Genomic DNA, 20571 nt, shown 5'->3' on the forward strand with positions numbered 1-20571 from the left:
GATGTGGATGCAGATGCAACTTTATCCTCAAATCCGATGCCGCTGTGCAGCAAGCAATCGTCTCAAGGGCTGGGTATGCTCGAATTCGACTGACAACGCTGTCAGGTTGCTTTCTGGTCTGCACGCCCCCTTCAAGCCAACCATCCGAGATGATCGTTCCCATGAACTTCCGTCATTCCGATCGTGCGAAGCGCAACCCCGGTTTCCGTCTACACCACCTGATGCTGACCGCCGCGCTCGCCTTGGCGCTGGCACCCGCTATCGGCGCGGCCCCTGCCCCGCAGCGCGAAGCAGGCACGATCACAGCCGCCAACTGGCCGAAGGCGAAGTGGCCGCTGGCCAATGATCCGGCAATGGAGAAACGCATCGACGCACTGATCGCGTCGATGACGCTGGAGGAGAAGGTCGGCCAGATCGTGCAGGGCGATATCGCCAGCGTCACGCCTGATGACGTGCGCAAGTACCGACTGGGCTCAATCCTCGCTGGTGGCGCGTCCGACCCGGGCGGTCGCTACAACGCCAAGCCCGCCGAGTGGCTGGCGCTGGCTGACGCGTTCTGGGAAGCCTCGATGGACACGCGCACTGGTGGCAAGGCCATCCCGATCATATGGGGCATCGACGCGATGCATGGCCAGAGCAACGTGGTTGGCGCCACCCTGTTTCCGCACAACATCGGCCTGGGCGCGGCGCGCAACCCGGAACTGCTGCGGGAGATCGCAAGGATCACCGCTGCCGAAACCCGCGTGACCGGCATGGAATGGACGTTCGCGCCGACCGTGGCGGTTCCGCAGGATGACCGTTGGGGTCGTACCTATGAAGGTTACTCCGAGGACCCTGCGCTGGTGGCGAGCTATGCGGGGCCATTCGTCGAAGGCCTGCAGGGCAAGGTCGGCGCGGCTGACTTCCTTGATGACCACCACGTGATGACAACGGTGAAGCATTTCCTCGGTGACGGCGGAACCGACAACGGCAAGGACCAGGGCAACACCACGGTCAGCGAGGCCGCATTGCGCGACATCCATGCCGCCGGATACCTGCCGGCGATCAATGCGGGCGCGCAGTCGGTGATGGCGTCGTTCAACAGCTTCCATGGCGAGAAGATGCATGGGCACAAGCCGTTGTTGACCGATGTGCTGAAGGGCCGGATGGGCTTCGGCGGCTTCGTGGTCGGCGACTGGAACGGCCATGGCCAGATCAAGGGCTGCAGCAACACCGACTGCGCCAGGACCTACGTAGCGGGCCTGGACATGGCGATGGCGCCGGACAGCTGGAAAGGCATGTACGAAAGCACGCTGGCCCACGTAAAGGACGGCAGCCTGCCGGAGGCACGGCTGGACGACGCGGTGCGCCGCATCCTGCGGGTAAAGATGCGCATGGGCCTGTTCGACAAGCCCAGGCCCTCGGAGCGGGCACTGGGTGGCAAGTTCGAGCTGCTCGGAGCGCCGGCGCATCGCCAGATCGCGCGGCAGGCCGTGCGCGAATCACTGGTGCTGCTGAAGAACCAGAATCAGTTGCTGCCACTGTCGCCGAAGCAACGCGTGCTGGTGGCGGGCAATGGCGCCAACGACATGGGCCGCCAAGCCGGCGGCTGGACGTTGAGCTGGCAGGGCGACGGCACGCGCCGCGAGGACTTCCCGAATGCGGAAACGATCTGGGAAGGGCTGGAGGCACAGGTCAGATCGGGCGGCGGCCAGGCCGAGCTGGTGGCCGATGGTCGTTACCGCAACCGTCCCGATGTGGCCATCGTGGTGTTCGGCGAAGAGCCGTACGCCGAGTTCCAGGGCGACCTGCCGAATCTGATGTTCAAGAACGGCAAGTCCGGCGACCTGGAACTGATGCAGCGCTTGAAGGCCGACGGCATTCCGGTTGTCGCGGTCTTCCTGGGTGGACGCCCGCTGTGGCTCAACCGCGAAATCAATGCAGCCGACGCCTTCGTTGCCGCCTGGCTGCCCGGATCGGAAGGTGCCGGCGTGGCCGATGTCCTTCTGCGCGGGGCCGATGGCCGGGTGCAGCACGATTTCCGCGGAAAGCTGAGCTTCTCGTGGCCACGCCGCGCCAACCAGTACCAGAACAACGTGGGGCAGAAGGACTACGACCCGCAGTTCGCCTTCGGATACGGCCTGACCTATGGCGACAAGGGAAACCTGCCTGCTCTTTCTGAGGACCCGGGTATTGATCCGGACGCCGCGGGCAGCGGTACCCTGTTCGATCGTGGTGTGGCCGGCACCGGCCTGATGCTTCGCCTGACTGCCGCCAATGGCGAATCGACCGATGTCGTGCATCCCAATGCAACAACTGCCGACCAGTCACTGGCGATGGTCGCGATCAATACCGATGTGCAGGAGGGCGCACGCCAGTTCAGTTTCCGGGCGCCGGCCACGGTGGCGTTGCAGGCCAATACTCCGCTGGACTGGTCGCGCGAGACCAACGGCGAGCTCTCCGTGGTAGCGACCGTGCGTGTCGAACAGCTCCCGGCGGAATCCGCAGTGACACTCGGTACTACCTGCGGGGCGGCGTGTGCTGCCGAGGTTGCGCTGGGCCCTGCGCTGTCGGCGGCGCCGCGCAATGAGTGGATCAGGCTGGGCGCTCCCCTCAAGTGCCTGGCCAAGGCCGGGGCAGACATGAGCCGCTTGAACGTGCCGTTTGCGCTGCGCGCCGGAAAGGGCACAACGCTTGCGATCACCTCGGTCGTACTGGGCACCGAGTTTGATCGCAAGGTGGAGTGTGCGACGCAGTAGGCGCGGTGTTGAATGCCTTGGCGCGGCCGTCACGGAACGCGCCGCGCCAGGGCATTCGCTGGGCGGCTGGCACGGTATGATGCCGCAACCCCGGCACTTGCACTGATCGCAGCGGGCGCTGCACGCCGATCAGATGCACCGGAGAACCGGCGGCAGGGTCGATGGACGGCACCGCGCACGCCTCTACTCCATGCTCGCTTCCCATTCTTCGCTCATCATCTGGATGGCGGTGGCCGTTGCCACTGTCGGCCTGCTGTTCCGTCCGTTCCGCATCCCGGAGTATGTGTGGGCGCTCGGTGCGGCGGCGTTGCTTCCGCTCAGCGGCACCGTGTCGTTCGGCACTGCCTGGCACGCAGTCGCCGAAGGGCGTGACGTTTACCTGTTCCTGGTCGGCATGATGGTGCTGGCCGAGCTCGCCCGCCGCGAAGGACTGTTCGACTGGCTGGCGTTGTACGCAGTCCGCCATGCCGGCGGATCGGGGCGACGCCTGTTCGATCTGGTGTTCCTGGTCGGCACGCTGGTGACGGTGTTCCTGTCCAACGATGCCACGGCCGTGGTGCTGACGCCGGCGGTCTACGCCGCCTGCAAGGCGGCCCGCGCCAATCCCCTGCCCTACCTGTTCGTCTGTGCCTTCATCGCCAATGCGGCCAGCTTCGTGCTGCCCATTTCCAACCCGGCCAACCTGGTGGTGTACGGCCAGCACATGCCGCCGCTGCTGCAGTGGCTGGCGCAGTTCGCACTGCCCTCGCTGGCGGCGATCGGTGCGACCTATCTTGTGCTGCGCTGGGTGCACCGGCGCGAGATCGCACAGCCGCTGGTGACCGCGCCAAAGCATCGCCCGCTGACCGTGGGCGGGCGCCTGAGTGCGCTGGGTGTGCTGTTCACCGGCACGGTGCTGCTGGTCACGTCCGCCCTGAACGGGCCGCTGGGCCTGACCACCTTCTGTGCGGGTACGTTGAGCGTGGCGGCGGTAGCGATCCGCCAGCGACGCAGCCCGCTTCTGCTGCTGCGTCACGTGTCCTGGGGCGTACTGCCGCTGGTGGCCGGCCTGTTCGTACTGGTGGAAGCAGTGGCCCAGACCGGCGCCATCCAGAGTGCGGCCAGCGCGCTGCAGGCGCTGGCGAAGACGTCACCGCACCAGGCCAGCTGGCTGGCCGGTGGTGTGGCGGCACTGCTGAGCAACGTGGCCAACAATCTGCCGGTCGGCCTGGCGGCTGGTTCGTTGGGGCAGATGGCGGACCTGCCGGCGCAGACCCGTGCCGCATTGCTGGTCGGCGTGGATCTGGGCCCGAACCTGTCAGTGACCGGCTCGTTGGCCACGATGCTGTGGCTGATGGCGTTGCGTCGCGAAGGCGAGCATGTCAGCGCGCTCGATTTCCTGCGCGTGGGCGCGCTGGTGATGCCGCCTGCACTCATCGCTGCATTGTTGCTGCTGTGACCAGAATGCAGGCGGCGCCACGGCCCTAGAAGACCAGCTGCAGGCGGGTATTGAAGGTGGTGCCTTCATCCCTGCCCGCCGCACTGCCGCTGCGGTGGCGGGTCTGCCAACGCACGGCTTCGAACATCACCCGACTGAAATCGTTGAGGTACCAGTTCGCGCCCAGGGTCCACGCGTGGCCGGTACCGCCACTGGGCAGTTCGGCATAGTCCACGTCCTCGTAACGGCCCTTCAGCTCCCACGCGCCGCTGCCGCCGCGCGTCACCGGATCGGCGACCTTCACCTTGCCCCAGGTGCCGGCCTTGCCCGAATAGGACGGCAGCGCGCCCGCCAGGAACCAGCCGGCCGAGATCGCCCACGCCTGGTGGTCGCGATCGTAGCGACCGCTGGCATCGGCCCCGCGCAGGCTTCGCGTACCCCACTCGCCGGTTGCCCACGCCGGGCCGAAGAAGCCGGCCAGTTCCGCACCATAGGCGGTGCTGCGCTGGGCGCCCAGCAGCGTGCCCGGCGTGATCTTGACCAGATCGTTGAAATGCCCGGCGATGGCCGAACTGCGCACCACGCCGCTGGCCCCAGCGGGAATCTTCTCGTGGAAGGCCCATGCGCCCAGATGCAGCGTGGCAGCAGCGGTATCCAGCGGATTCCAATGGACGCGGGTGGCCCAGGTCTGGCTGTCGTTGTCGGTGCCGCCGTTGTTGAGGTCGTTGCCGGCCACCGACAGGCTGGCATGCCACCCCTTTCCATACACGCGCTCGGTCAACCCGACACCAAACAGGCCGCGCTGTGGCAGCATCAACGTGCCGACCACGTTGCGCTCCTGGAACGGCGTGTTGGAGGTGCTGCTGGAGCCATCGATACCGCGGTCGTTCAAGCGGTTGCCCATCGTGAGATCGGCCGGCAGGCCGAACAGCGTGTGGTCCAGCGTGGCGTAGACCGACTTCCAGGCCACCGCGTTGTCGGCGAAGTCCCCCTCCACCACCCAGCCCAAGGTGCCGTAGCGTCCCTCGGCCCCCAGGCGCACCGAACGGATCTCGGTACCAGAAACGTTGCGTTCGCTGACTGCGGAACCGTCAGTGCTGGAGGCGTCGACGAACAGGCGGCCACGGGGACGGAAAACGGTATTGCCGTCGGCGCTGCTGAACTCCGGTGCGCCCTTGGCCCAGGAGACCTTGGGCAGCTTGGACTGCCCGGATTCCAGTGCGGCCACCCGCGTCTCCAGCGCAGGTACAGGGTGCGCGGGCGGTGCGGCCGCAGTGCCCTGCCCGCCCTCTACGGCGCGGAGGCGGGCCTCCAGTTGCTGGATCTGCAGCGCCTGCTGCTGCACCAGGCGTGACAGCTCGGCCTGGCTCAGCGGCGCAGGAAGCGAAGACGTGGACTGTGCGTCGGCATGGCCACTGGCCAACAGCAGGCCGAGCGCGACCGACAGCGCTGCCATCGGCAGCACGGTGGGAGGGTTCATGGGCTCTCTCCGGCCAGCCGGCCCCCTGGCCTGGCGCTGGCCTGTTTCGGTGGTGCGGGGGAAGTTCGGGGGAGGAAGCGCGCGCCGCCGGATCGGCCCGGCGGCGCGTCAGGCGGGCTCAGCCCGGCCTGGTCAGCTGGTGGCCTGTGCCTGGGCGTTGGGGCGCCAGGTGATCAGCTTGTTCTCGACCACGTCCAGCAGGGCGTCGATGACCAGCACGAAGGCGGCCAGGATGATGATGCCGGCAAACACACCCACGGCATTGAAGTTGCCCTCGGCCTGCGCGATCAGGTAACCCAGGCCGGCCGAGGCGCCGAGGTACTCACCGATGATCGCGCCGACCACCGCAAAGCCGACCGAGGTGCGCAGCGAGGACAGGATCCAGCTTGCCGCTGCCGGGAAGTAGACATGGCGCAGCAGGTCGCTGCGGCTCGCCCCGAGGATGCGGGCATTGGCCAGCACTACCGGGTTCACCTCACGCACGCCCTGGATGGCGTTGAAGAACGTGGTGAAGAACACCAGGGTGACCGCCAGCGCCACCTTCGACCACAGGCCCAGGCCCAGCCACAGCACGAAGATCGGCGCCAGAACCACACGCGGAATCGCGTTGAAGCCCTTGATGAAGGGATCCAGGATGCGCGCAGAGCGCCGGCTCAGGCCGAGCCAGACACCGCCGGCCACGCCAAGGCCGGTACCGATGATGTAGCCCAGCGCGGTTTCGGTCAGCGTGATGTAGACATGCTGGTAGAACGAGGTATCCGACAGCCAGGTCCAGGCCTGCTGCACGATCGCCGTTGGCGAGGGGAAGAAGAACGGATCGATCACGCCCAGCGCGATGCCGCCTTCCCAGCCACCGAACACGGCGATCACCAGGGCCAGCTGGATGAACTTGTCAGTCTTGGCGTGCATAGCTCTTCTCCACTTCGCCGCGCAGGCAGGCCCAGATATCGCGGTACAGGTCGGTGAAACGGTCATCCAGCTTGATTTCGGCCACGTTGCGCGGCCGTTCCAGATCCACATCGAAACTGCGCACAACACGGCTGGCCGGGCCGGAGGACAGCACCACCACGCGGTCTCCCAGGGCGATGGCTTCTTCCAGGTCATGGGTGATCAGGATCACCGAGCGCCGGTCCTCCTGCCACAGCCGCAGCAGCTCGTTCTGCATCAGGTGGCGGGTGTGGATGTCCAGCGCCGAGAAGGGCTCATCCATCAGGATCACCTTCGGCTCGACGATCAGCGCCTGCGCCATCTGCACCCGCTTGCGCTGGCCTCCGGACAGCTGGTGGGGGTAACGATGCTCGAAGCCGGTCAGGCCGACCTTGGCCAGCCACGCATTGGCTTTGGCCTTGCGTTCGGCCTCGGGCACGCCGCGGAAGCGCAGGCCGAGTTCAACGTTCTGGTAAGCCGTCTTCCACGGCAGCAACGCGTCCTGCTGGAACAGGTAGCCGACCGATTCCTGCACACCACTGACGGTGCGACCGTCGATGCTGACCTGGCCGGAAGACGGCTTCAGCAGGCCCGCCACGGAATTGAGGATGGTGCTCTTGCCGCAGCCGGTGGGCCCGACGATGGCAAGGAACTCGCCGTCACCCACCTGGATGTCGACATCACGGACGGCGGTGAACTCGCCGAAGGACATGGTCACTTTGTTGATGGCGACCATGGTCTGTGCAGGCTCCAGCTGCGGTGCGCCATTGAACTGGCGCACGGTGGCATTGAGGGCCATGGGGTTACCTCCGCTTACGGTTGGGCGGCCGGCGCCGCAGCGTTGGCACGCTCGACGAAGGCATTGGTGTAGGTCCTGGACAGGTCGATGTTGGCCTTGGCCACATCCGTATTGAATTCACGCAGCACCTTCAGTGGCGTCTCCAGCTCGGCCGGCGTGAAGCGGCCATCCCGGGTGAAGATCGCGCGGGCGTTCTCCACCGCGCGGGCATAGGTGGTGCGGTCGCCGGAGACATAGCTGTCCGGCAACGCCGCAACAATCTCTTCGGCACTGTTGTCGGCGATGAACTTCAATGCCATCTGCTCGGCACGGGCGATTTTCTCGGCCGCCTCCGGGCGCTTGTCCAGGAAACTCTGGTTGGCGTACATCACCGAGGTCGGGTACAGGCCGCCGTAGACCTGGCGGGCGCCGTCGTCGCTGCGCGCGTCGAGGATGATCTTGCCGACCTTGCGTTCGGTAATCAGGGTGGCGGCAGGATCATAGTTGACCAGCAGGTCGATCTTGCCCTGCTCCAGCGCCGCGACCGCTGCGGCGCCCGAGCCGACGCCGATCAGCGAGATGCTGTCAGCCGGAATATCGTGCTGGGCGAGGAAGTGACGGACGAAGAAATCCGACGATGAGCCCGGTGCGGTGATGCCGACCTTCTGGCCCTTGATGGTGTCCGGGCGGGCCGGATCGAAGGTGGCATCCTCGCGACCGGCCATCACCAGGCCCGAATTGCGCGAAAGCAGCACGAAGGCGACCACATCCTTGCCCTTGGCCTGCATCTGGATGGTGTGGTCGTAGAAGCCAACGGCCACATCGGTGGAGTTGGCCACCAGCGCCTGCAGCACCTTGGAGCCGCCCTGCGCGAAGTTCTCCGTCTTTACTTCGAGACCGACGTCCTTGAAATAGCCCTTGGCGTCGGCAATGAAGAACGGAAGGTTGTTGAGGTTGTAGGAACCGACGCTGATGCGCACCGGCGCGTTGTCAGCGCTGCCCGTGGACGCGCCTTCCGCGCGGCCGCTATTGCTGCATCCGGCCGCGGCCAGCCCGGCCGCGCACAGCGCGACCATCAGGAACTGCTTGTACATCATCCCTCCCAGGAGTGAAGCATCTACGTTGTGGTGGTGGGCAGGCACGCCTGTGCCGACCCGACCGGTTTCAGATCATGCCGCTGACGTCCATTGGCGGGCTTGGGTGGCACTGGCCGCGGCGGGCGCGGGCGATGTCGCGTATACGCGCCCCTCGAACAGGCGGCGCGCAGTGCGAACCACGCTGGCAATCACCGGCGAATCGCCCGAACTGCGACTGAGGCCCACCTCCAGGGCCCCGCTCGGATGTTCGAGGGTAATGCTGCCGGGAACGGACAGGCATCCGACCAAAGTGTGGGCCAGCGTGCCCGGCGTGACGGCGGCGGTGGCCAGGCCGACCGCGCCGGTAATGGCCAGTGCAGTGTGGCATTGGTGCGGCATGAAATAGCGCACCTGCAGATCGCCCCCATGTTGCGCCGCCGACAGCAGCACCGGCTTGGGAATGACCTTGTTGCCAGCGTCGGTGATGCCCATGCGGGCGCCCGCCTCGATACGCAGCGCTTCGAGCCGCGTCAGCAAGGCGCTGTTCGCATTCAGCTCAGCGGGCGACGCATCGCCGCTCACGCCCAGGTCTTCGGCACGCACCAGCATCATCGGCATGGCGCAGTCCACCAGACTGACCGGCACGCCATCGATGGTGTCCTGCGCGTGGCCGCTCGGCAGCAGCTTGCCGGTGCGGGCGCCTGCGGCATCAAGGAAGGAGAGCCTGACCGGCGCGGCCGATCCCGGCGTGCCGGCAATACGCGTATCGCCGCGGTAGACCACATTGCCGCCCGGCGTTTCCACGGTGGCAATGATCAGTTTGCCGGTGTTGACGTTGTGGATGCGCACCTCGGTCCGCGGATCCTGCGCCTGCACCAGCCCACGTTCGATGGCATACGGGCCCACGGCTGCCAGCATGTTGCCGCAGTTAGGGGACGTATCCACCACCTGCTGCTCCACCCGGACCTGGGCGAACAGATAGTCCACGTCGGCGTCCGCCCGGCTTGAGCGGTCGATGATGGCCACCTTGCTGGTCAGCGCGTTGCCACCGCCGATGCCGTCGATCTGCAACGGATGGCCCGAGCCCATCACTTCCAGCAGCAGGCGATCGCGTTCGGCGGTGTCCGCCGGCAGATCGCTGGCCAGGAAGAACGGGCCCTTGGAGGTGCCGCCGCGCATGAGCACGCAGGGAATGCTGAGCAGATCGTTGGACATACGTGTGCTAGATTGATGCGTATAGGGGATGAATGGCCCCTCTGTGATTCGATACTGGCATGGCCCCAATTGATCTGTGAATTGCTGATTTTTGGATGATTGATACCTGATGAGCATCAATTGTGAAATCCTGGATCTGCGCGCGTTCCTGCTGGTGTCGGAGACCCGCAGCTTCCACCGCGCCGCGGAAATCCTGCATGTGTCCCAGCCTGCACTCAGCCGGCGGATCCAGAAGCTGGAGCAGGCCGTGGGTTCGCCGCTGCTGGAGCGCACCACGCGCAGCGTCAGCACCACCGCCGTCGGTGAGAACCTGCTGCCGCTGGTGCGCCGCATGCTGGAAGAGTTCGATGGTTCGCTGTTCTCACTGCGTGGCCGGGAGGACACCCGCGGCGCCACCGTCACCATCGCGTGCCTGCCTACGGCGGCGTTCTACTTCCTGCCCAGCGTGATGGCACGTTTCCACGAAGCTCATCCGAACGTGCGGTTCCGCATCCTCGATATCCCGGCCACCGAAGGCCTGCAGGCGGTAGAGCGCGGCGAGGTCGAATTTGGTATCAACTTCATGGGCGCCAACGACCCGAATCTCGACTTCGACGTGCTGGCCGAGGATCCGTTTGTGCTGGCGTGCAGGCGCGATCATCCGCTGGCCCGCAAGCGCAAGGTTGAATGGGCCGATCTAGCCGAGCACCAGCTGATCACCGTGCATCGCACCAGCGGCAACCGCACGCTGCTGGACGGCGCGTTGGCGCGCGAGAACCTCAAGCTGAGCTGGCACTACGAAGTGACCCACCTGTCCACGTCGCTGGGCATGGTCGAGGCAGGTATCGGCGTGTCGGTGCTGCCGAAGATGGCCACGCCGGACGGGGATCACCCCACCCTGGTGACACGTGCCATCGGCAACCCGGTGGTATCGCGCACGATCGGCATCGTCCGCCGCCGGGGCGCCCTGCTCTCGCCCACCGCCGAGCGGTTTCTTCAGATGCTGATGAGCCAGTGGCGCGGGGAGGCTTGAGGCCCTTGCGTGGCAGTAGCGCGGTGATCCTGCCCGGGCGCGTTGCCGTCAACTTTTCCCCGTGGCTTTCAGCCCGGGAATTCCAATGGTCATGGATTACGAGTATCGCGAGCCAGCCTATCCCCGGTTGCTGTATCAGACCAAGGCCGAGTGCCTGGGCATGCCGTGCTGCAAATTGACAGCGTAGAAGTGCGGTGATATCAAATCACGCAGATCACGGAAGTCATGCTGTCGCACCCCAGGCCTTAGAGGGCAATGGATGTCCGATGAGTTGTTCCGCAGGGAAGTACTCCAGGCAAAGCAGGACGAAAGGCTTGGAAAGATAGGGTTTCGCGCCCCTCGCGTCGGCTGGATATTCTTTGCCATTGGCGCCGCTTCCACCATAGCCATCCTCGGCTTGCTGATTGCAGGCCGATATACGCGGCATGAGCGTGTGCACGGCACCCTGGTCCCTGACAGCGGATTGATTGCTGTAAGCGTCGCCGGGCCCGGTGTTGTTTCCCGGATCCTGGCGCATGAAGGGGATATCGTTGTCGCCGGCCAGCCGCTCGTCGAAGTCTCCATGCCGCAGGACAGCGTCGCGCTGGGCGAAACCCAGGCCCTCGTCGCCGAACAGCTCCGCGTCAAGCAGCAGGGCCTGCAGTCAGACCTTGTACTGCATCGTAGTCTGGGCGACATGCAGCGCCACGAGATACAGGAGCGCCTGCGTAACCTTCACTCACGGGCCGAGGAGAAGGCACGGCAGGCCGGGTTGCAGAAACAGCGTGCGGACAGTGCTGATGAGCTGTATCAGGAATGGCTGCGGGTCGAGAGTGCCGAGGTGATCAGCAGATACCAGATGCTTCAGCAGCGTGACAGCGTTCTGCAGCACCGTGCGAACCAGATTGAACTGGAGGCTCAGCGGCGGCTTCTTGTACAGCAGGCCGACGAGGCAACGTCTGCGCTTGCGCAGCTCGAGCCAACCCTGCGCGGTCAGGAAAACCGGACGCGTAGAGATGTGGCAGATGTCGAGCAATCATTGGCCGAGAACGCCGCAAGGGCCGCAGTCACGCTTCGAGCACGGGTAAGCGGAACCGTGACCAGTGTGCTTATCAAACCGGGGCAGGCAGTGTCTGCGGGTCAAACGGCACTCAGCCTCCTGCCTCACGACTCGGAGCTCGTGGCCGAGCTATGGGTGCCATCCAGTGCCATCGGCTTTGTCGATGCAGGAAAGCCCGTTACCCTTCGCTATGAGGCCTACCCGTATCAGAAATTCGGTCAGCAGCGTGGGCGGGTGCTTTCGGTTTCGCGAAGCGCAGCCCCCCCTGATGCGCAGTCCCGCTTGCTGGGCACGGCAGTGGATGCGCCACGATACCGCGTTGAAGTGGCGCTGGAGCGCCAGGTGATGGCGGTGTACGGACGGAATGAATCATTGAAGCCCGGCATGGGGCTGGAAGCGGACATCAGCGTTGAGACCCGGCGGCTGGTTGAGTGGGTCTTCGACCCGCTCTATCGACTGGCTCAAGATCGTCCAGCAGTGGGCTCAGCGGACACCGACAGGCGATGAGCATGACTTCGTTTTCAGAATGGATGGCGTCGCGTCGATTGCCGATGATTCATCAGTCCGAAGCCGCGGAATGCGGCTTGGCATGCTTGGCAATGGTTGCCAATTTCCATGGGCATGAGCTGGACCTGTCCAGCCTCCGCCGAAGATTCGACTCTTCGCTGAAGGGCATGCATCTGGCAGATGTCATGCGGATCGCGGACGAGCTCGGATTCGAGTCAAGGCCCATCAAGGTGGATCTTGAAGATATCCCCAACGCCCAACTTCCCTGCATCCTGCACTGGGACATGACCCACTTCGTGGTACTGCGCCGTGTAAGCGGCAAAGGGCTTGAAATTCATGACCCCTCGCGTGGCATTCGACGTCTGACGCTGGCGGAGACTGGGCGGCACTTTACCGGCGTCCTGCTTGAACTGAGCCCGCGGGCCACCTTCAACCCCATCAAGGAGCGTCATTCAATCAGCTTGCAACGGCTGGCCGGAGATGTCAGCGGCTTGCCCGGGGCGGCATTGCAGTTGCTTGGCCTTGCATTGGCGATCGAGGTCCTGGCATTGACGCTGCCGTTCCAGGTTCAATGGGTGATTGATCATGTCATCCTCTCGACCGACAGAGGCCTGCTTGTGCTGATGGCACTGGGGTTCTCTGTCATCCTGCTTGTGTCGGCAGCACTGCAGCTTGTGCGCGCGTGGATCATCAGTTGGCTGGGGGCGGCGCTGAACACAGAATGGATCAGTAATCTATTCAGCCATCTGCTCCGGCTTCCCCTGTCCTTCTTCCAGAAGCGGCACATGGGTGATGTGCTATCGCGCTTCTCATCCGTGCATGCGATCCAGAACACACTGACGGGAAATTTCATCGAAGCCGTGCTCGATGGAGTGATGGGCACTCTGGCGCTGTTCGTCATCTGCCTTTACAGCGCGAAGCTCGCGCTACTGGTCTGCGCCGTTGTGGCGGTTTATACGCTGACGCGCTGGATTCTCTACAGGCGGCTCTGGCATCTGAACGAAGAGCAGCTGGTTTACTGGGCGCGCCAGCAAAGTGAGCTGATGGAATCGGTGCGCGGAATCCAGGCCATCAAACTTGGAAACAAGCAGGGCCTGCGGCGCGCTCGGCTCGCCAGCGCGACCATGGAGGCCAACAAGCGTGCGATGCAGGTGCAGCGATACACGTTGGGCTTCGGCGTCATGGGCAGCACGATTTCCGGGCTGCAGCGCGTGCTCATCGTGGCTCTTGGCGCACATCTGGTGATGTCGGGCAGCTTCTCTGCCGGCATGCTGGTTGCGTTCGTGGCGTATGCCGACCAGTTCGCACAGAAGGCCGGAGGGTTGGTCGACAAGATCGTCGAGTTCCGCATGCTGAGACTGCATGCGGAACGTATTGCTGACGTGGCGCTGGCAGAGGAAGAACAGAATGTCAGCAGTACGCACAGCGGCCGATCACCGAAGGCACGAATCCGCCTCAACAATATCGGATTTCGCTACTCCCAGTCGGATCCGTGGGTTTTCCGCAATGTCACTATCGAGTTCAAGGACGGCGAATCCGTGGCGATCATCGGTCCCAGCGGATACGGCAAGAGCACGCTTTCACGATTGATGGTGGGCTTGCTGGAGCCTACCGAGGGCTCGGTGGAGATTGACGGGGTGGATATCCGCTCATTCGGCCTTGCGTCCTACCGGGATCTGGTCGGCGTGGTCATGCAGGACGACACCCTCTTTGCTGGAACCATCGCAGACAACATTTCGTTCTTCGATTCAGATGGGACCATCGAGGCCATCGTGGAAGCAGCGACGATGGCCGGGATCCACGCGGACATCGTCGCATTGCCTATGGGCTATGAATCACTGGTCGGAGACATGGGGGCAGCGCTGTCCGGGGGACAACAGCAGCGACTTCTGCTTGCGCGCGCATTCTATAAGCGCCCGAAGATCCTCATCCTTGATGAAGCGACCAGTCATCTCGATGTCCGCACCGAGCGTGAAATCAACCACAACGTATCGAATCTCAGGGCGACCCGCATCATCTTCGCGCACCGCCAGGAAACCATCTCCAGCGCCGACCGCGTGGTTGACCTTACTTCTTTTATGAAGGTGGATGAGCGCTCTGGAAGTACTCATCCGCACCAACACCTTGAAGAAGGAGCCCGCAGTCTTGCCTGACAACTCAGCTCAACAGCCCTCCCCAGTGGCTCAACGCGGCGGTCCGCGGACCATTCTGATCCACACCGTTGAAGGTGACTTCCATGCGAAGGTTGTCGGGCATGCCCTTCGTGTCCGCGGCAATCGTGTGCTCGAGTGGCGAGGCGATCGCGTACCTGAAAGCAACACCAGCAGCCTTGCGTTCTCTGAAGGCACCTTGACCGGACGACTTCATACAGCCGGTGGTGATATTTCATCGGACGATGTCGATGTCGTCTGGTACAGAAGAAGGCGCATTATTTCGGCCCCATCCTATGTGGACCCGCTCGACCAGGAATTCGCCACAGAAGAATTGAGGATGGCCGAGCGATCGCATCCCGAGGCTTTCTCCCAAGCATTCTGGGTGAATCCTCACGCCGCTTCACTGCTCTGCGAGTCCAAGGTACGGCAACTCCGTTATGCGCTGGAATTGGGAATCGACATTCCTCGCACCCTTATCAGCAATGATCCCGGAGATATCCGCCAGTTCCTGTCGGAGGGCATCGCCTGCATCTACAAGCCGCTGGGTGGGTGTATCTGGAAAGAAGATGGCGTGGTTCGCAAAACGTACACCGCTGAGGTAGCTTTGGCGGACCTGCCCTGCGACCGTATCCTTAGAACAACACCCGGAATATTCCAGGACAAGGTCGACAAGCACTACGAAGTCCGTGCACAGTTCTTCGGTGAGAGTTGCTTTGCGGTCCGGATAGAATCATCGGCGCTGGAGAGTGGTGATGTTGACTGGCGGCTGGACCAGAACTCGATTACGCGTTGCGAACCAGCGATCCTGCCTGATGATGTCCACGCACGCTGCATTGCGTTGATGGCCAAGTTGGGAATTGTCAGTGGCGGATTTGATTTCATCATCACGCCCGAAGGCAGGTGGTGCTTCATGGAGGTCAATGAGGCCGGACAATTCTTCTTCATCGAGACGTGGTGCGCCGACCTGCCTGTTCTCGACGCGTTCTGCCAGTTCCTTGAGTATGGCAAGGCGGATTTCCGCTACACGCCACACAGCGATACATTGACTTTGAATGGCATCACGGCCTCTGCTTTCGAACACGGCGTGATTTCGAAATGAATGAATGGTGCTTTGTCTGCGAGGTTGCAGACGCTCGGAACGAATGGTTGCCGCAGCCCGCGGCCCATCGTGGGTGCGGCAACTGCCGCACCGGACACGCGGCCTAGGCCGCTGACAACAAGGAGAAGTTCATGTTCAAGAAGTCAAACGTAGCGGGTGTTGAGGCATCCGAGAATCGTGTGCTCGGACGTATTCTTTCTCGTGAAGAGGTACTCCGGGTGAGTGGTGGCAATGGTACGAGCCAGCCAACCGACTCCTGGAAGGACGGCGGCAATTGCACACCAAAGAGCGACCCGCCGACGACCCACCCCGTAATTGAGTAATCGCCACTTCGGCGCTTGAGTCTGGCGGCAGGGCTTCCCTGCCGCCAGCAGTTCCTGACTCTGCGAGGTCAATCATGTTCCGGATTTGCTTTTTGATTTTGCCAGCCTTTCTCTGGGGAGGCGGAGTTGCGGAAGCCGCTCCTTTGCCAACACGGGACGCGTACATAGAATTCCTATGGACAAAGACCCCAGAAGGTGCGCTTGCCCGGCAGGAAACACGCTCGTTCGCACTGGATGGACAGTTTGACCACCAAGTCTGCTTCGCTATTCTGAACGCCGACATCGAGGTCAAAAGTATTGAGCTACGCGCGATAGATGCTGACGGCAAACAGCTCGTGAGCACGCGCTTCAACGATGCAGATGGACACAAGCGATGTGTCCCGGCCGAGTTCCCGGCCGGCGCACCAGCCGGGAAGTGGACCTATCAGGTCAGGGTGAATGGACAGGACCATGTCGTGGGATCTCAAACCGTTGATGTGTTTCCGACGGTCGATGCACTCATTTCAGACATTGCACCTGACATGCCCTATGTCCTCGGTCGGCCCAACTACGATTCGTCAATAGCGCCTGATCAGTTCAATGGCGAATTGGAGTGGATCATGCACATACGACGGGATGGAACTGTAAGCGCTGTAGATATAGATCGGGCGGAGGGCGCAGGGATAGCGATGCGTCCCCGTGCTGTGGAAGCTGGACTTATTTCCTTGTTTCCTCCTGATGAAGGACGCGAGCCGAGTGCCACCTTCAAGCGGCACCTGTCTTTCCGGCCTGACAAATAACTCTATGGGTGGGCCGATGCTGACCTTTCGGCCGATTCCGCGCCTCGTCGCAGCGAGGCCAGGTAGCGGCAGTACTTGCCAATGAAGAGACCGGTGAATCCACCCGACAACAGCAGGTAGGCGGCACTGAAGCCGGCATTGGCGGGCAGCGACGGCGATACCGCAAATGCGACTTCGAACCCGTACTTCACCAGGAAGGTGACCAGCAGCAGCGGCAGCAGGCTGAAATCCGCGCTGCGCCAGAGCTTGCCGGTGCTGCGGTCCAGCGTCAGCTTCAGCCGATTCAACAGCAGCCAGGCAAGCGCAGCACCCGTGGCAATGCCTGCGAGCCACTCGCTCCAGGCGATCAGCGACGCGCCGAAGCGATGGATGATCGACCACGCGCTCCAGACGGCAAACAGGGCGGGCACAATCGCCAGCTTCTGCAGCGAGGTCTCGGCCGGCTTCATGGCGGCGATGCCACGGGTGATCAGGAAGGCCAGGAGCAGCCAGACCCAGATCGGCGTCTGCGAGGCGAGGTGCTGGAGCATGTTCATGAGCGGTCCCCTTGGTGAGTGGTGGCTGAGTGGTGGCGAGGTGCCCTCGCCTTGGCGCTCACTATTCGCTTCCGCCCGGGGTGTAGCCAGTGACAGCTGTCAGTCTTCGGGTGTTACTGGACGATAATCTGGCGCACTCAGGGTGCTCTCGATCCAATCCACATAGCGCGACACCCGAACGTTGTGCACCACCTGACCATAGAAACCTGCCTCAAGGGCATGCTCGGGAACGGCGGTAATCCAGGAGCCCAGGCCGACCAGCTGCCAGACGCCGCGATCCTTGATCACCAGTGGGCCGCCACTATCGCCGCTGCCCAACACGCCTTCAAGTGGAAGTCCCTGTGGCGGGGCATCGAACCGATACCAGAGATAACGATCGTTTCCGCCGGTAATAGCGTTGTACGCCCGCCGCAAAGTGGTGCGATGCGGCCCGCCCGGCAACAGTCCAACCGATCCATTGCCGGTGGCGCCCTTTCCGACCAAGGCGGCGACCTGCGCGACCTCGGCAGTGCCGCGATAGAGCGCTACGGGCTGCACATCGTTCACGGGGGTGGCGAGCCGGATCAATGCAATGTCATCCGACCCGGCCAGGAAAGCGTGGATCTTCGCAGGACTTCCCGTTGCCAATGCCTCCTTGCCCAAGGCGTCAGGCATTCTCCGGTAACCAGGATGCAGGAATACGCGTTCCACGCCGTAGCCCTTCCCATCGATGGTGATGGTCTGCCCCATCCCTTCCATCGGCGCGGCGTGTGCCGCTGTCAGCACCCAGCTGGGGGCGATCAGAACGCCCTGCCCTTCGCCGGGCATGTCGGCCAGGGCCGGAAACTCGGATCCGCCGATCCGGTATCGATCATCGTCAACGTCGTGGCGGATGACTACAGCGCTGGCAGCGAACGGCAGCGCAGCAAGTGCCAAGAACAACCAGCGAATCATCGGCGCTTCATCCTTGCGGTCAGTGGCTGCAGCCTAGCCGAACACAACCGGCGCAGGGACGGCATGCGACCAAGCCGCGGCATTCAACGACGAACCCGGGGAAACGGGCCCCGGAGCCGGTACCGCTCAATCCAATCCAGTGACGGCGCGATGCCGCCGAACGGGAACAGGTGCGGGCTGATCATGCCATGAGCGTCGGTCAGCCCCTGCACGAGACGGTCGACAAACACCTCCGGCCCTGCCGTTCCCAGCAGCCGGCCGATCGAGATGCCGTACCTGGCCAGCATCGATGCACTTGCGCCCACGCCGCACATCGCGGCATAGCGCAGCAACCTGGTGATGCTGGCCGGCCCCGGCACACCGACCAGCACCGGAACGTTGATGCCACGAGCGCGCAGTACAGCCAGCCAAGCAAGCACCATATCGGCATCGAAGGCGAACTGGGTGATGATCAACGGCGCCATTCCGCGCGCTTCGATGGCCTGGCACTTGCGTTCAAGCGCCTGCCAGCGATCGTCACTGCTCATCACTGGATGGCCTTCCGGGTGTCCGCCGATACCCACGACTCTGATGCCGAAACGCTCAAGAAGTCCGGTCTCGATGATCGAAGCACTGTCAGCAAACGGCCCGGCAGGCGTGGCGAGGTCACCGGCGATTACCAGGCATTGTTCGACACCGGCCTCGCTCGCAGCACGCTCCAGGAACCGCTCGAGTACCGCACGCGAGCCGATGCGGCGCGCAGACAGATGTAGCATCGGCTCAAAGCCGAGCGCGCGCACCATGCGCGCGGCAGCCAGGCGTGCGTCGTCATCCTCACTGGCCAGGTAGGGAATGGAGATCGTCGTGCCATGCGGTACGCGGGCGGCCTCCGCGCGCAGCGCGGGCATGGCCTTCGCGCTGACCTCCAGTGAAAAGGTGTTGATGAAGGCTTCCGTCCGCAGTGATCCAGGTGCAGGCATCAACGGGCTCCGCCTGCATTGCCGGCAAGCGGCGAGCTGTTACGGGCCAGTTCAATGAAGGACTGCAGGTAGTCGATGCCGGTATCCGCCTCGCGTGCACCCAGATAGATCTGCTTGGGGATACCTTTGGCACCCAGGCGCACGGGCACCACGTCCATGCGCGCGGCGTACTCCTCCACCAGCCAGCGCGGCATGGCGGCCACGCCGCGGCCGCTGGCCACCATCTGCATCATGATGTCGGTGGTTTCAATGGCCTTGTGGCGGCGAGGCGTGATGCCAGCCGGCAGCAGGAACTGGTTGTAGATATCCAAGCGCTCGAACGGCACCGGGTAGCTGATCAGCACTTCCTGGCCGAGCTGGCGCGGCTTCACGTAATCCACCTTGGCCAGGGCGTGGCTCTTGGCCACCACCAGCACCTGCTCGTAGTCGAACACCGGGATGAACTTCAGGCCCGGCTTCAGCAACGGATCGGGGGTGACCAGCAGGTCGATTTCGTAGCCGAACAACGCGCCGATGCCGCCGAACTGGAACTTCTGTTTGACGTCCACATCCACGTCCGGCCACGCGGCCAGGTAAGGCGAGACGATCTTCAGCAGCCACTGGTAGCAGGGGTGGCACTCCATGCCGATGCGCAGGGCGCCACGCTCGCCCTGTGCGAACTGGCCCAGCCGCTCCTCGGCCAGGTCCAGCTGTGGCAGCACCCGGTTGGCAACCGCCAGCAGGTACTGCCCGGCCTGGGTCAGCCGCAGGCTGCGGCCTTCGCGCAGCCAGACATCGGTGCCAAGCTGCTGCTCCAGCTTTTTCATGCTGTGGCTGAGCGCCGACTGGGTCAGGTTGAGCACGCCGGCCGCAGCGGTGAGCGAGCCCTGCTGCTCGACCTGCTGCACGATACTGAGGTGGATCCGCTCCAGCATGATGATGAATCCCGCTCATGGATTGGTGAAGTAATACCATTTTACGTCATGGAAGGGCGTGGCTAGCATCGGGTCATGCTTTCACCTACCCGCCCCCTTCGAATCGTCGCCGTTTCCGGCGGACTGCAGCGCCCCTCCAAGGCCGCCACCCTGGCCGAGCATCTACTGGGCCTGATCGGCGAGGAGACCCATAGCGAGCAGCACCTGGTTGAACTGGGCGAACTGGCCCCGCAGCTGGCCGGTGCGCTCTGGCGTTCGCAGCTGCCCGACATCGTGGAACGCCAGTTGGCCGCCGTCGAGCAGGCCGATGTACTGGTGGTGAGCACGCCGGTCTATCGCGGCTCGTACACAGGGCTGTTCAAGCACTTCTTCGACTTCATCCACCAGGACGCACTGGTCGACACCCCCATCCTTCTGGCCGCCACCGGTGGCAGCGAGCGCCACTCGCTGGTGATCGACCATCAGCTGCGCCCGCTCTTCAGCTTCTTCCAGGCGCGCACCCTGCCATTGGGTGTCTACGCCACCGATCGCGATTTCGCCGACGGCCGCGTGCACAGCGACGCCCTGATCGAGCGGGCGCGACTGGCGGTACGGCGGGCCATGCCGCTGCTGGCGGTGCCCCGCCATCGTGCCACCGCCCTTGAGGCCGCCGCAGCGCTTTGAATGCCGGATGCCCTCGCCCGCAT

The 20571-nt window shown here is 63.7% G+C and carries 17 protein-coding genes; 8 read left to right on the top strand and 9 right to left on the bottom strand.

Features of this window, described 5'->3' with window-relative positions; translation table 11 throughout:
• Positions 1–161 precede the first annotated feature (161 nt).
• Positions 162–2738, top strand: a complete 2577-nt coding sequence (locus tag FQS62_RS12105) for a glycoside hydrolase family 3 protein (protein ID WP_208043108.1) — start codon at positions 162–164, stop codon at positions 2736–2738.
• A gap of 190 nt (positions 2739–2928) precedes the next feature.
• Entirely contained in the window at positions 2929–4176 is a 1248-nt protein-coding gene (locus FQS62_RS12110) for an arsenic transporter (protein ID WP_208043109.1), read from the top strand.
• Between the two features lie 25 nt (positions 4177–4201).
• Here FQS62_RS12110 and FQS62_RS12115 read toward each other — a convergent pair whose 3' ends face one another.
• From FQS62_RS12115 to FQS62_RS12135, 5 genes are all read right to left on the bottom strand, one after another.
• Positions 4202–5635 (bottom strand): OprO/OprP family phosphate-selective porin, encoded by a 1434-nt coding sequence (locus FQS62_RS12115; protein WP_049447914.1) that lies wholly within the window; start codon positions 5633–5635, stop codon positions 4202–4204.
• 132 nt (positions 5636–5767) lie between these two features.
• A complete protein-coding gene (locus FQS62_RS12120) occupies positions 5768–6544 on the bottom strand; it encodes an ABC transporter permease (protein WP_208043527.1) in 777 nt (258 codons plus the stop codon).
• Entirely contained in the window at positions 6528–7361 is an 834-nt protein-coding gene (locus tag FQS62_RS12125; RefSeq protein ID WP_208043526.1) for an ABC transporter ATP-binding protein, read from the bottom strand. Before FQS62_RS12125 ends, FQS62_RS12120 begins: the two co-directional genes overlap by 17 nt.
• A 14-nt stretch (positions 7362–7375) precedes the next feature.
• On the bottom strand, positions 7376–8434 hold the full coding sequence (locus tag FQS62_RS12130) for an ABC transporter substrate-binding protein (RefSeq protein ID WP_208043525.1): 1059 nt from the start codon (positions 8432–8434) through the stop codon (positions 7376–7378).
• 75 nt (positions 8435–8509) lie between these two features.
• Entirely contained in the window at positions 8510–9631 is a 1122-nt protein-coding gene (locus FQS62_RS12135) for a 4-oxalomesaconate tautomerase (protein ID WP_099589592.1), read from the bottom strand.
• A 109-nt stretch (positions 9632–9740) separates the two neighbouring features.
• On the opposite strand from FQS62_RS12135, the gene FQS62_RS12140 reads away from it, so the two are divergent.
• The 5 genes from FQS62_RS12140 to FQS62_RS12160 all read left to right on the top strand — a co-directional run bounded on the left by FQS62_RS12140 (position 9741) and on the right by FQS62_RS12160 (position 16543).
• Positions 9741–10643: a LysR family transcriptional regulator gene (locus tag FQS62_RS12140; RefSeq protein ID WP_010485668.1), complete on the top strand. Its 903-nt coding sequence runs from the start codon at positions 9741–9743 to the stop codon at positions 10641–10643.
• A gap of 259 nt (positions 10644–10902) precedes the next feature.
• Complete coding sequence (locus tag FQS62_RS12145) at positions 10903–12189, top strand: HlyD family secretion protein (RefSeq protein ID WP_208043524.1); 1287 nt, start codon at positions 10903–10905, stop codon at positions 12187–12189.
• Positions 12190–12191: 2 nt separating this feature from the next.
• Positions 12192–14342, top strand: coding sequence for a peptidase domain-containing ABC transporter (locus FQS62_RS12150; RefSeq protein ID WP_049447908.1), 2151 nt, complete (start codon positions 12192–12194; stop codon positions 14340–14342).
• The gene (locus tag FQS62_RS12155; RefSeq protein WP_208043523.1) at positions 14278–15441 is read left to right on the top strand and encodes an MvdC/MvdD family ATP grasp protein; all 1164 of its coding nucleotides are present in this window, start codon (positions 14278–14280) and stop codon (positions 15439–15441) included. Before FQS62_RS12150 ends, FQS62_RS12155 begins: the two co-directional genes overlap by 65 nt.
• A gap of 397 nt (positions 15442–15838) precedes the next feature.
• Positions 15839–16543 carry a hypothetical protein gene (locus FQS62_RS12160; RefSeq protein WP_208043522.1) on the top strand — a complete coding sequence of 235 codons (705 nt, stop codon included), beginning with the start codon at positions 15839–15841 and terminating at the stop codon, positions 16541–16543.
• A gap of 2 nt (positions 16544–16545) precedes the next feature.
• Here the strand turns inward: FQS62_RS12160 and FQS62_RS12165 are convergent, their stop codons facing one another.
• The 4 genes from FQS62_RS12165 to FQS62_RS12180 all read right to left on the bottom strand — a co-directional run bounded on the left by FQS62_RS12165 (position 16546) and on the right by FQS62_RS12180 (position 19885).
• Positions 16546–17079, bottom strand: a complete 534-nt coding sequence (locus FQS62_RS12165; RefSeq protein WP_088479241.1) for a DUF6622 family protein — start codon at positions 17077–17079, stop codon at positions 16546–16548.
• A 99-nt stretch (positions 17080–17178) separates the two neighbouring features.
• Entirely contained in the window at positions 17179–18012 is an 834-nt protein-coding gene (locus FQS62_RS12170; RefSeq protein ID WP_049447904.1) for a S1 family peptidase, read from the bottom strand.
• Positions 18013–18095: 83 nt separating this feature from the next.
• A complete protein-coding gene (locus FQS62_RS12175; protein ID WP_208043521.1) occupies positions 18096–18971 on the bottom strand; it encodes a methylenetetrahydrofolate reductase in 876 nt (291 codons plus the stop codon).
• Positions 18971–19885 (bottom strand): LysR family transcriptional regulator, encoded by a 915-nt coding sequence (locus FQS62_RS12180; RefSeq protein ID WP_088479244.1) that lies wholly within the window; start codon positions 19883–19885, stop codon positions 18971–18973. Before FQS62_RS12180 ends, FQS62_RS12175 begins: the two co-directional genes overlap by 1 nt.
• A gap of 75 nt (positions 19886–19960) precedes the next feature.
• On the opposite strand from FQS62_RS12180, the gene msuE reads away from it, so the two are divergent.
• The gene (gene msuE, locus FQS62_RS12185; protein WP_208043520.1) at positions 19961–20548 is read left to right on the top strand and encodes an FMN reductase; all 588 of its coding nucleotides are present in this window, start codon (positions 19961–19963) and stop codon (positions 20546–20548) included.
• Positions 20549–20571 lie beyond the last annotated feature (23 nt).

Origin of the sequence: Stenotrophomonas sp. SBJS02, from assembly GCF_020428325.2 — a bacterium.
GTDB classification, from domain to species: Bacteria; Pseudomonadota; Gammaproteobacteria; order Xanthomonadales; family Xanthomonadaceae; genus Stenotrophomonas; species Stenotrophomonas africana.

What these genes read in the sequence shown, in the direction of transcription:
- FQS62_RS12105 (WP_208043108.1), top strand. Translation starts at nt 162, where the DNA reads ATGAACTTCCGTCATTCCGATCGTGCGAAGCGCAACCCCGGTTTCCGT.
- FQS62_RS12115 (WP_049447914.1), bottom strand. Translation starts at nt 5,635, where the DNA reads ATGAACCCTCCCACCGTGCTGCCGATGGCAGCGCTGTCGGTCGCGCTC.
- FQS62_RS12150 (WP_049447908.1), top strand. Translation starts at nt 12,192, where the DNA reads ATGACTTCGTTTTCAGAATGGATGGCGTCGCGTCGATTGCCGATGATT.
- FQS62_RS12180 (WP_088479244.1), bottom strand. Translation starts at nt 19,885, where the DNA reads ATGCTGGAGCGGATCCACCTCAGTATCGTGCAGCAGGTCGAGCAGCAG.
- FQS62_RS12130 (WP_208043525.1), bottom strand. Translation starts at nt 8,434, where the DNA reads ATGTACAAGCAGTTCCTGATGGTCGCGCTGTGCGCGGCCGGGCTGGCC.
- FQS62_RS12125 (WP_208043526.1), bottom strand. Translation starts at nt 7,361, where the DNA reads ATGGCCCTCAATGCCACCGTGCGCCAGTTCAATGGCGCACCGCAGCTG.
- FQS62_RS12145 (WP_208043524.1), top strand. Translation starts at nt 10,903, where the DNA reads ATGTCCGATGAGTTGTTCCGCAGGGAAGTACTCCAGGCAAAGCAGGAC.
- FQS62_RS12165 (WP_088479241.1), bottom strand. Translation starts at nt 17,079, where the DNA reads ATGAACATGCTCCAGCACCTCGCCTCGCAGACGCCGATCTGGGTCTGG.
- msuE (WP_208043520.1), top strand. Translation starts at nt 19,961, where the DNA reads ATGCTTTCACCTACCCGCCCCCTTCGAATCGTCGCCGTTTCCGGCGGA.
- FQS62_RS12175 (WP_208043521.1), bottom strand. Translation starts at nt 18,971, where the DNA reads ATGCCTGCACCTGGATCACTGCGGACGGAAGCCTTCATCAACACCTTT.
- FQS62_RS12170 (WP_049447904.1), bottom strand. Translation starts at nt 18,012, where the DNA reads ATGATTCGCTGGTTGTTCTTGGCACTTGCTGCGCTGCCGTTCGCTGCC.
- FQS62_RS12160 (WP_208043522.1), top strand. Translation starts at nt 15,839, where the DNA reads ATGTTCCGGATTTGCTTTTTGATTTTGCCAGCCTTTCTCTGGGGAGGC.
- FQS62_RS12155 (WP_208043523.1), top strand. Translation starts at nt 14,278, where the DNA reads ATGAGCGCTCTGGAAGTACTCATCCGCACCAACACCTTGAAGAAGGAG.
- FQS62_RS12135 (WP_099589592.1), bottom strand. Translation starts at nt 9,631, where the DNA reads ATGTCCAACGATCTGCTCAGCATTCCCTGCGTGCTCATGCGCGGCGGC.
- FQS62_RS12140 (WP_010485668.1), top strand. Translation starts at nt 9,741, where the DNA reads ATGAGCATCAATTGTGAAATCCTGGATCTGCGCGCGTTCCTGCTGGTG.
- FQS62_RS12110 (WP_208043109.1), top strand. Translation starts at nt 2,929, where the DNA reads ATGCTCGCTTCCCATTCTTCGCTCATCATCTGGATGGCGGTGGCCGTT.
- FQS62_RS12120 (WP_208043527.1), bottom strand. Translation starts at nt 6,544, where the DNA reads ATGCACGCCAAGACTGACAAGTTCATCCAGCTGGCCCTGGTGATCGCC.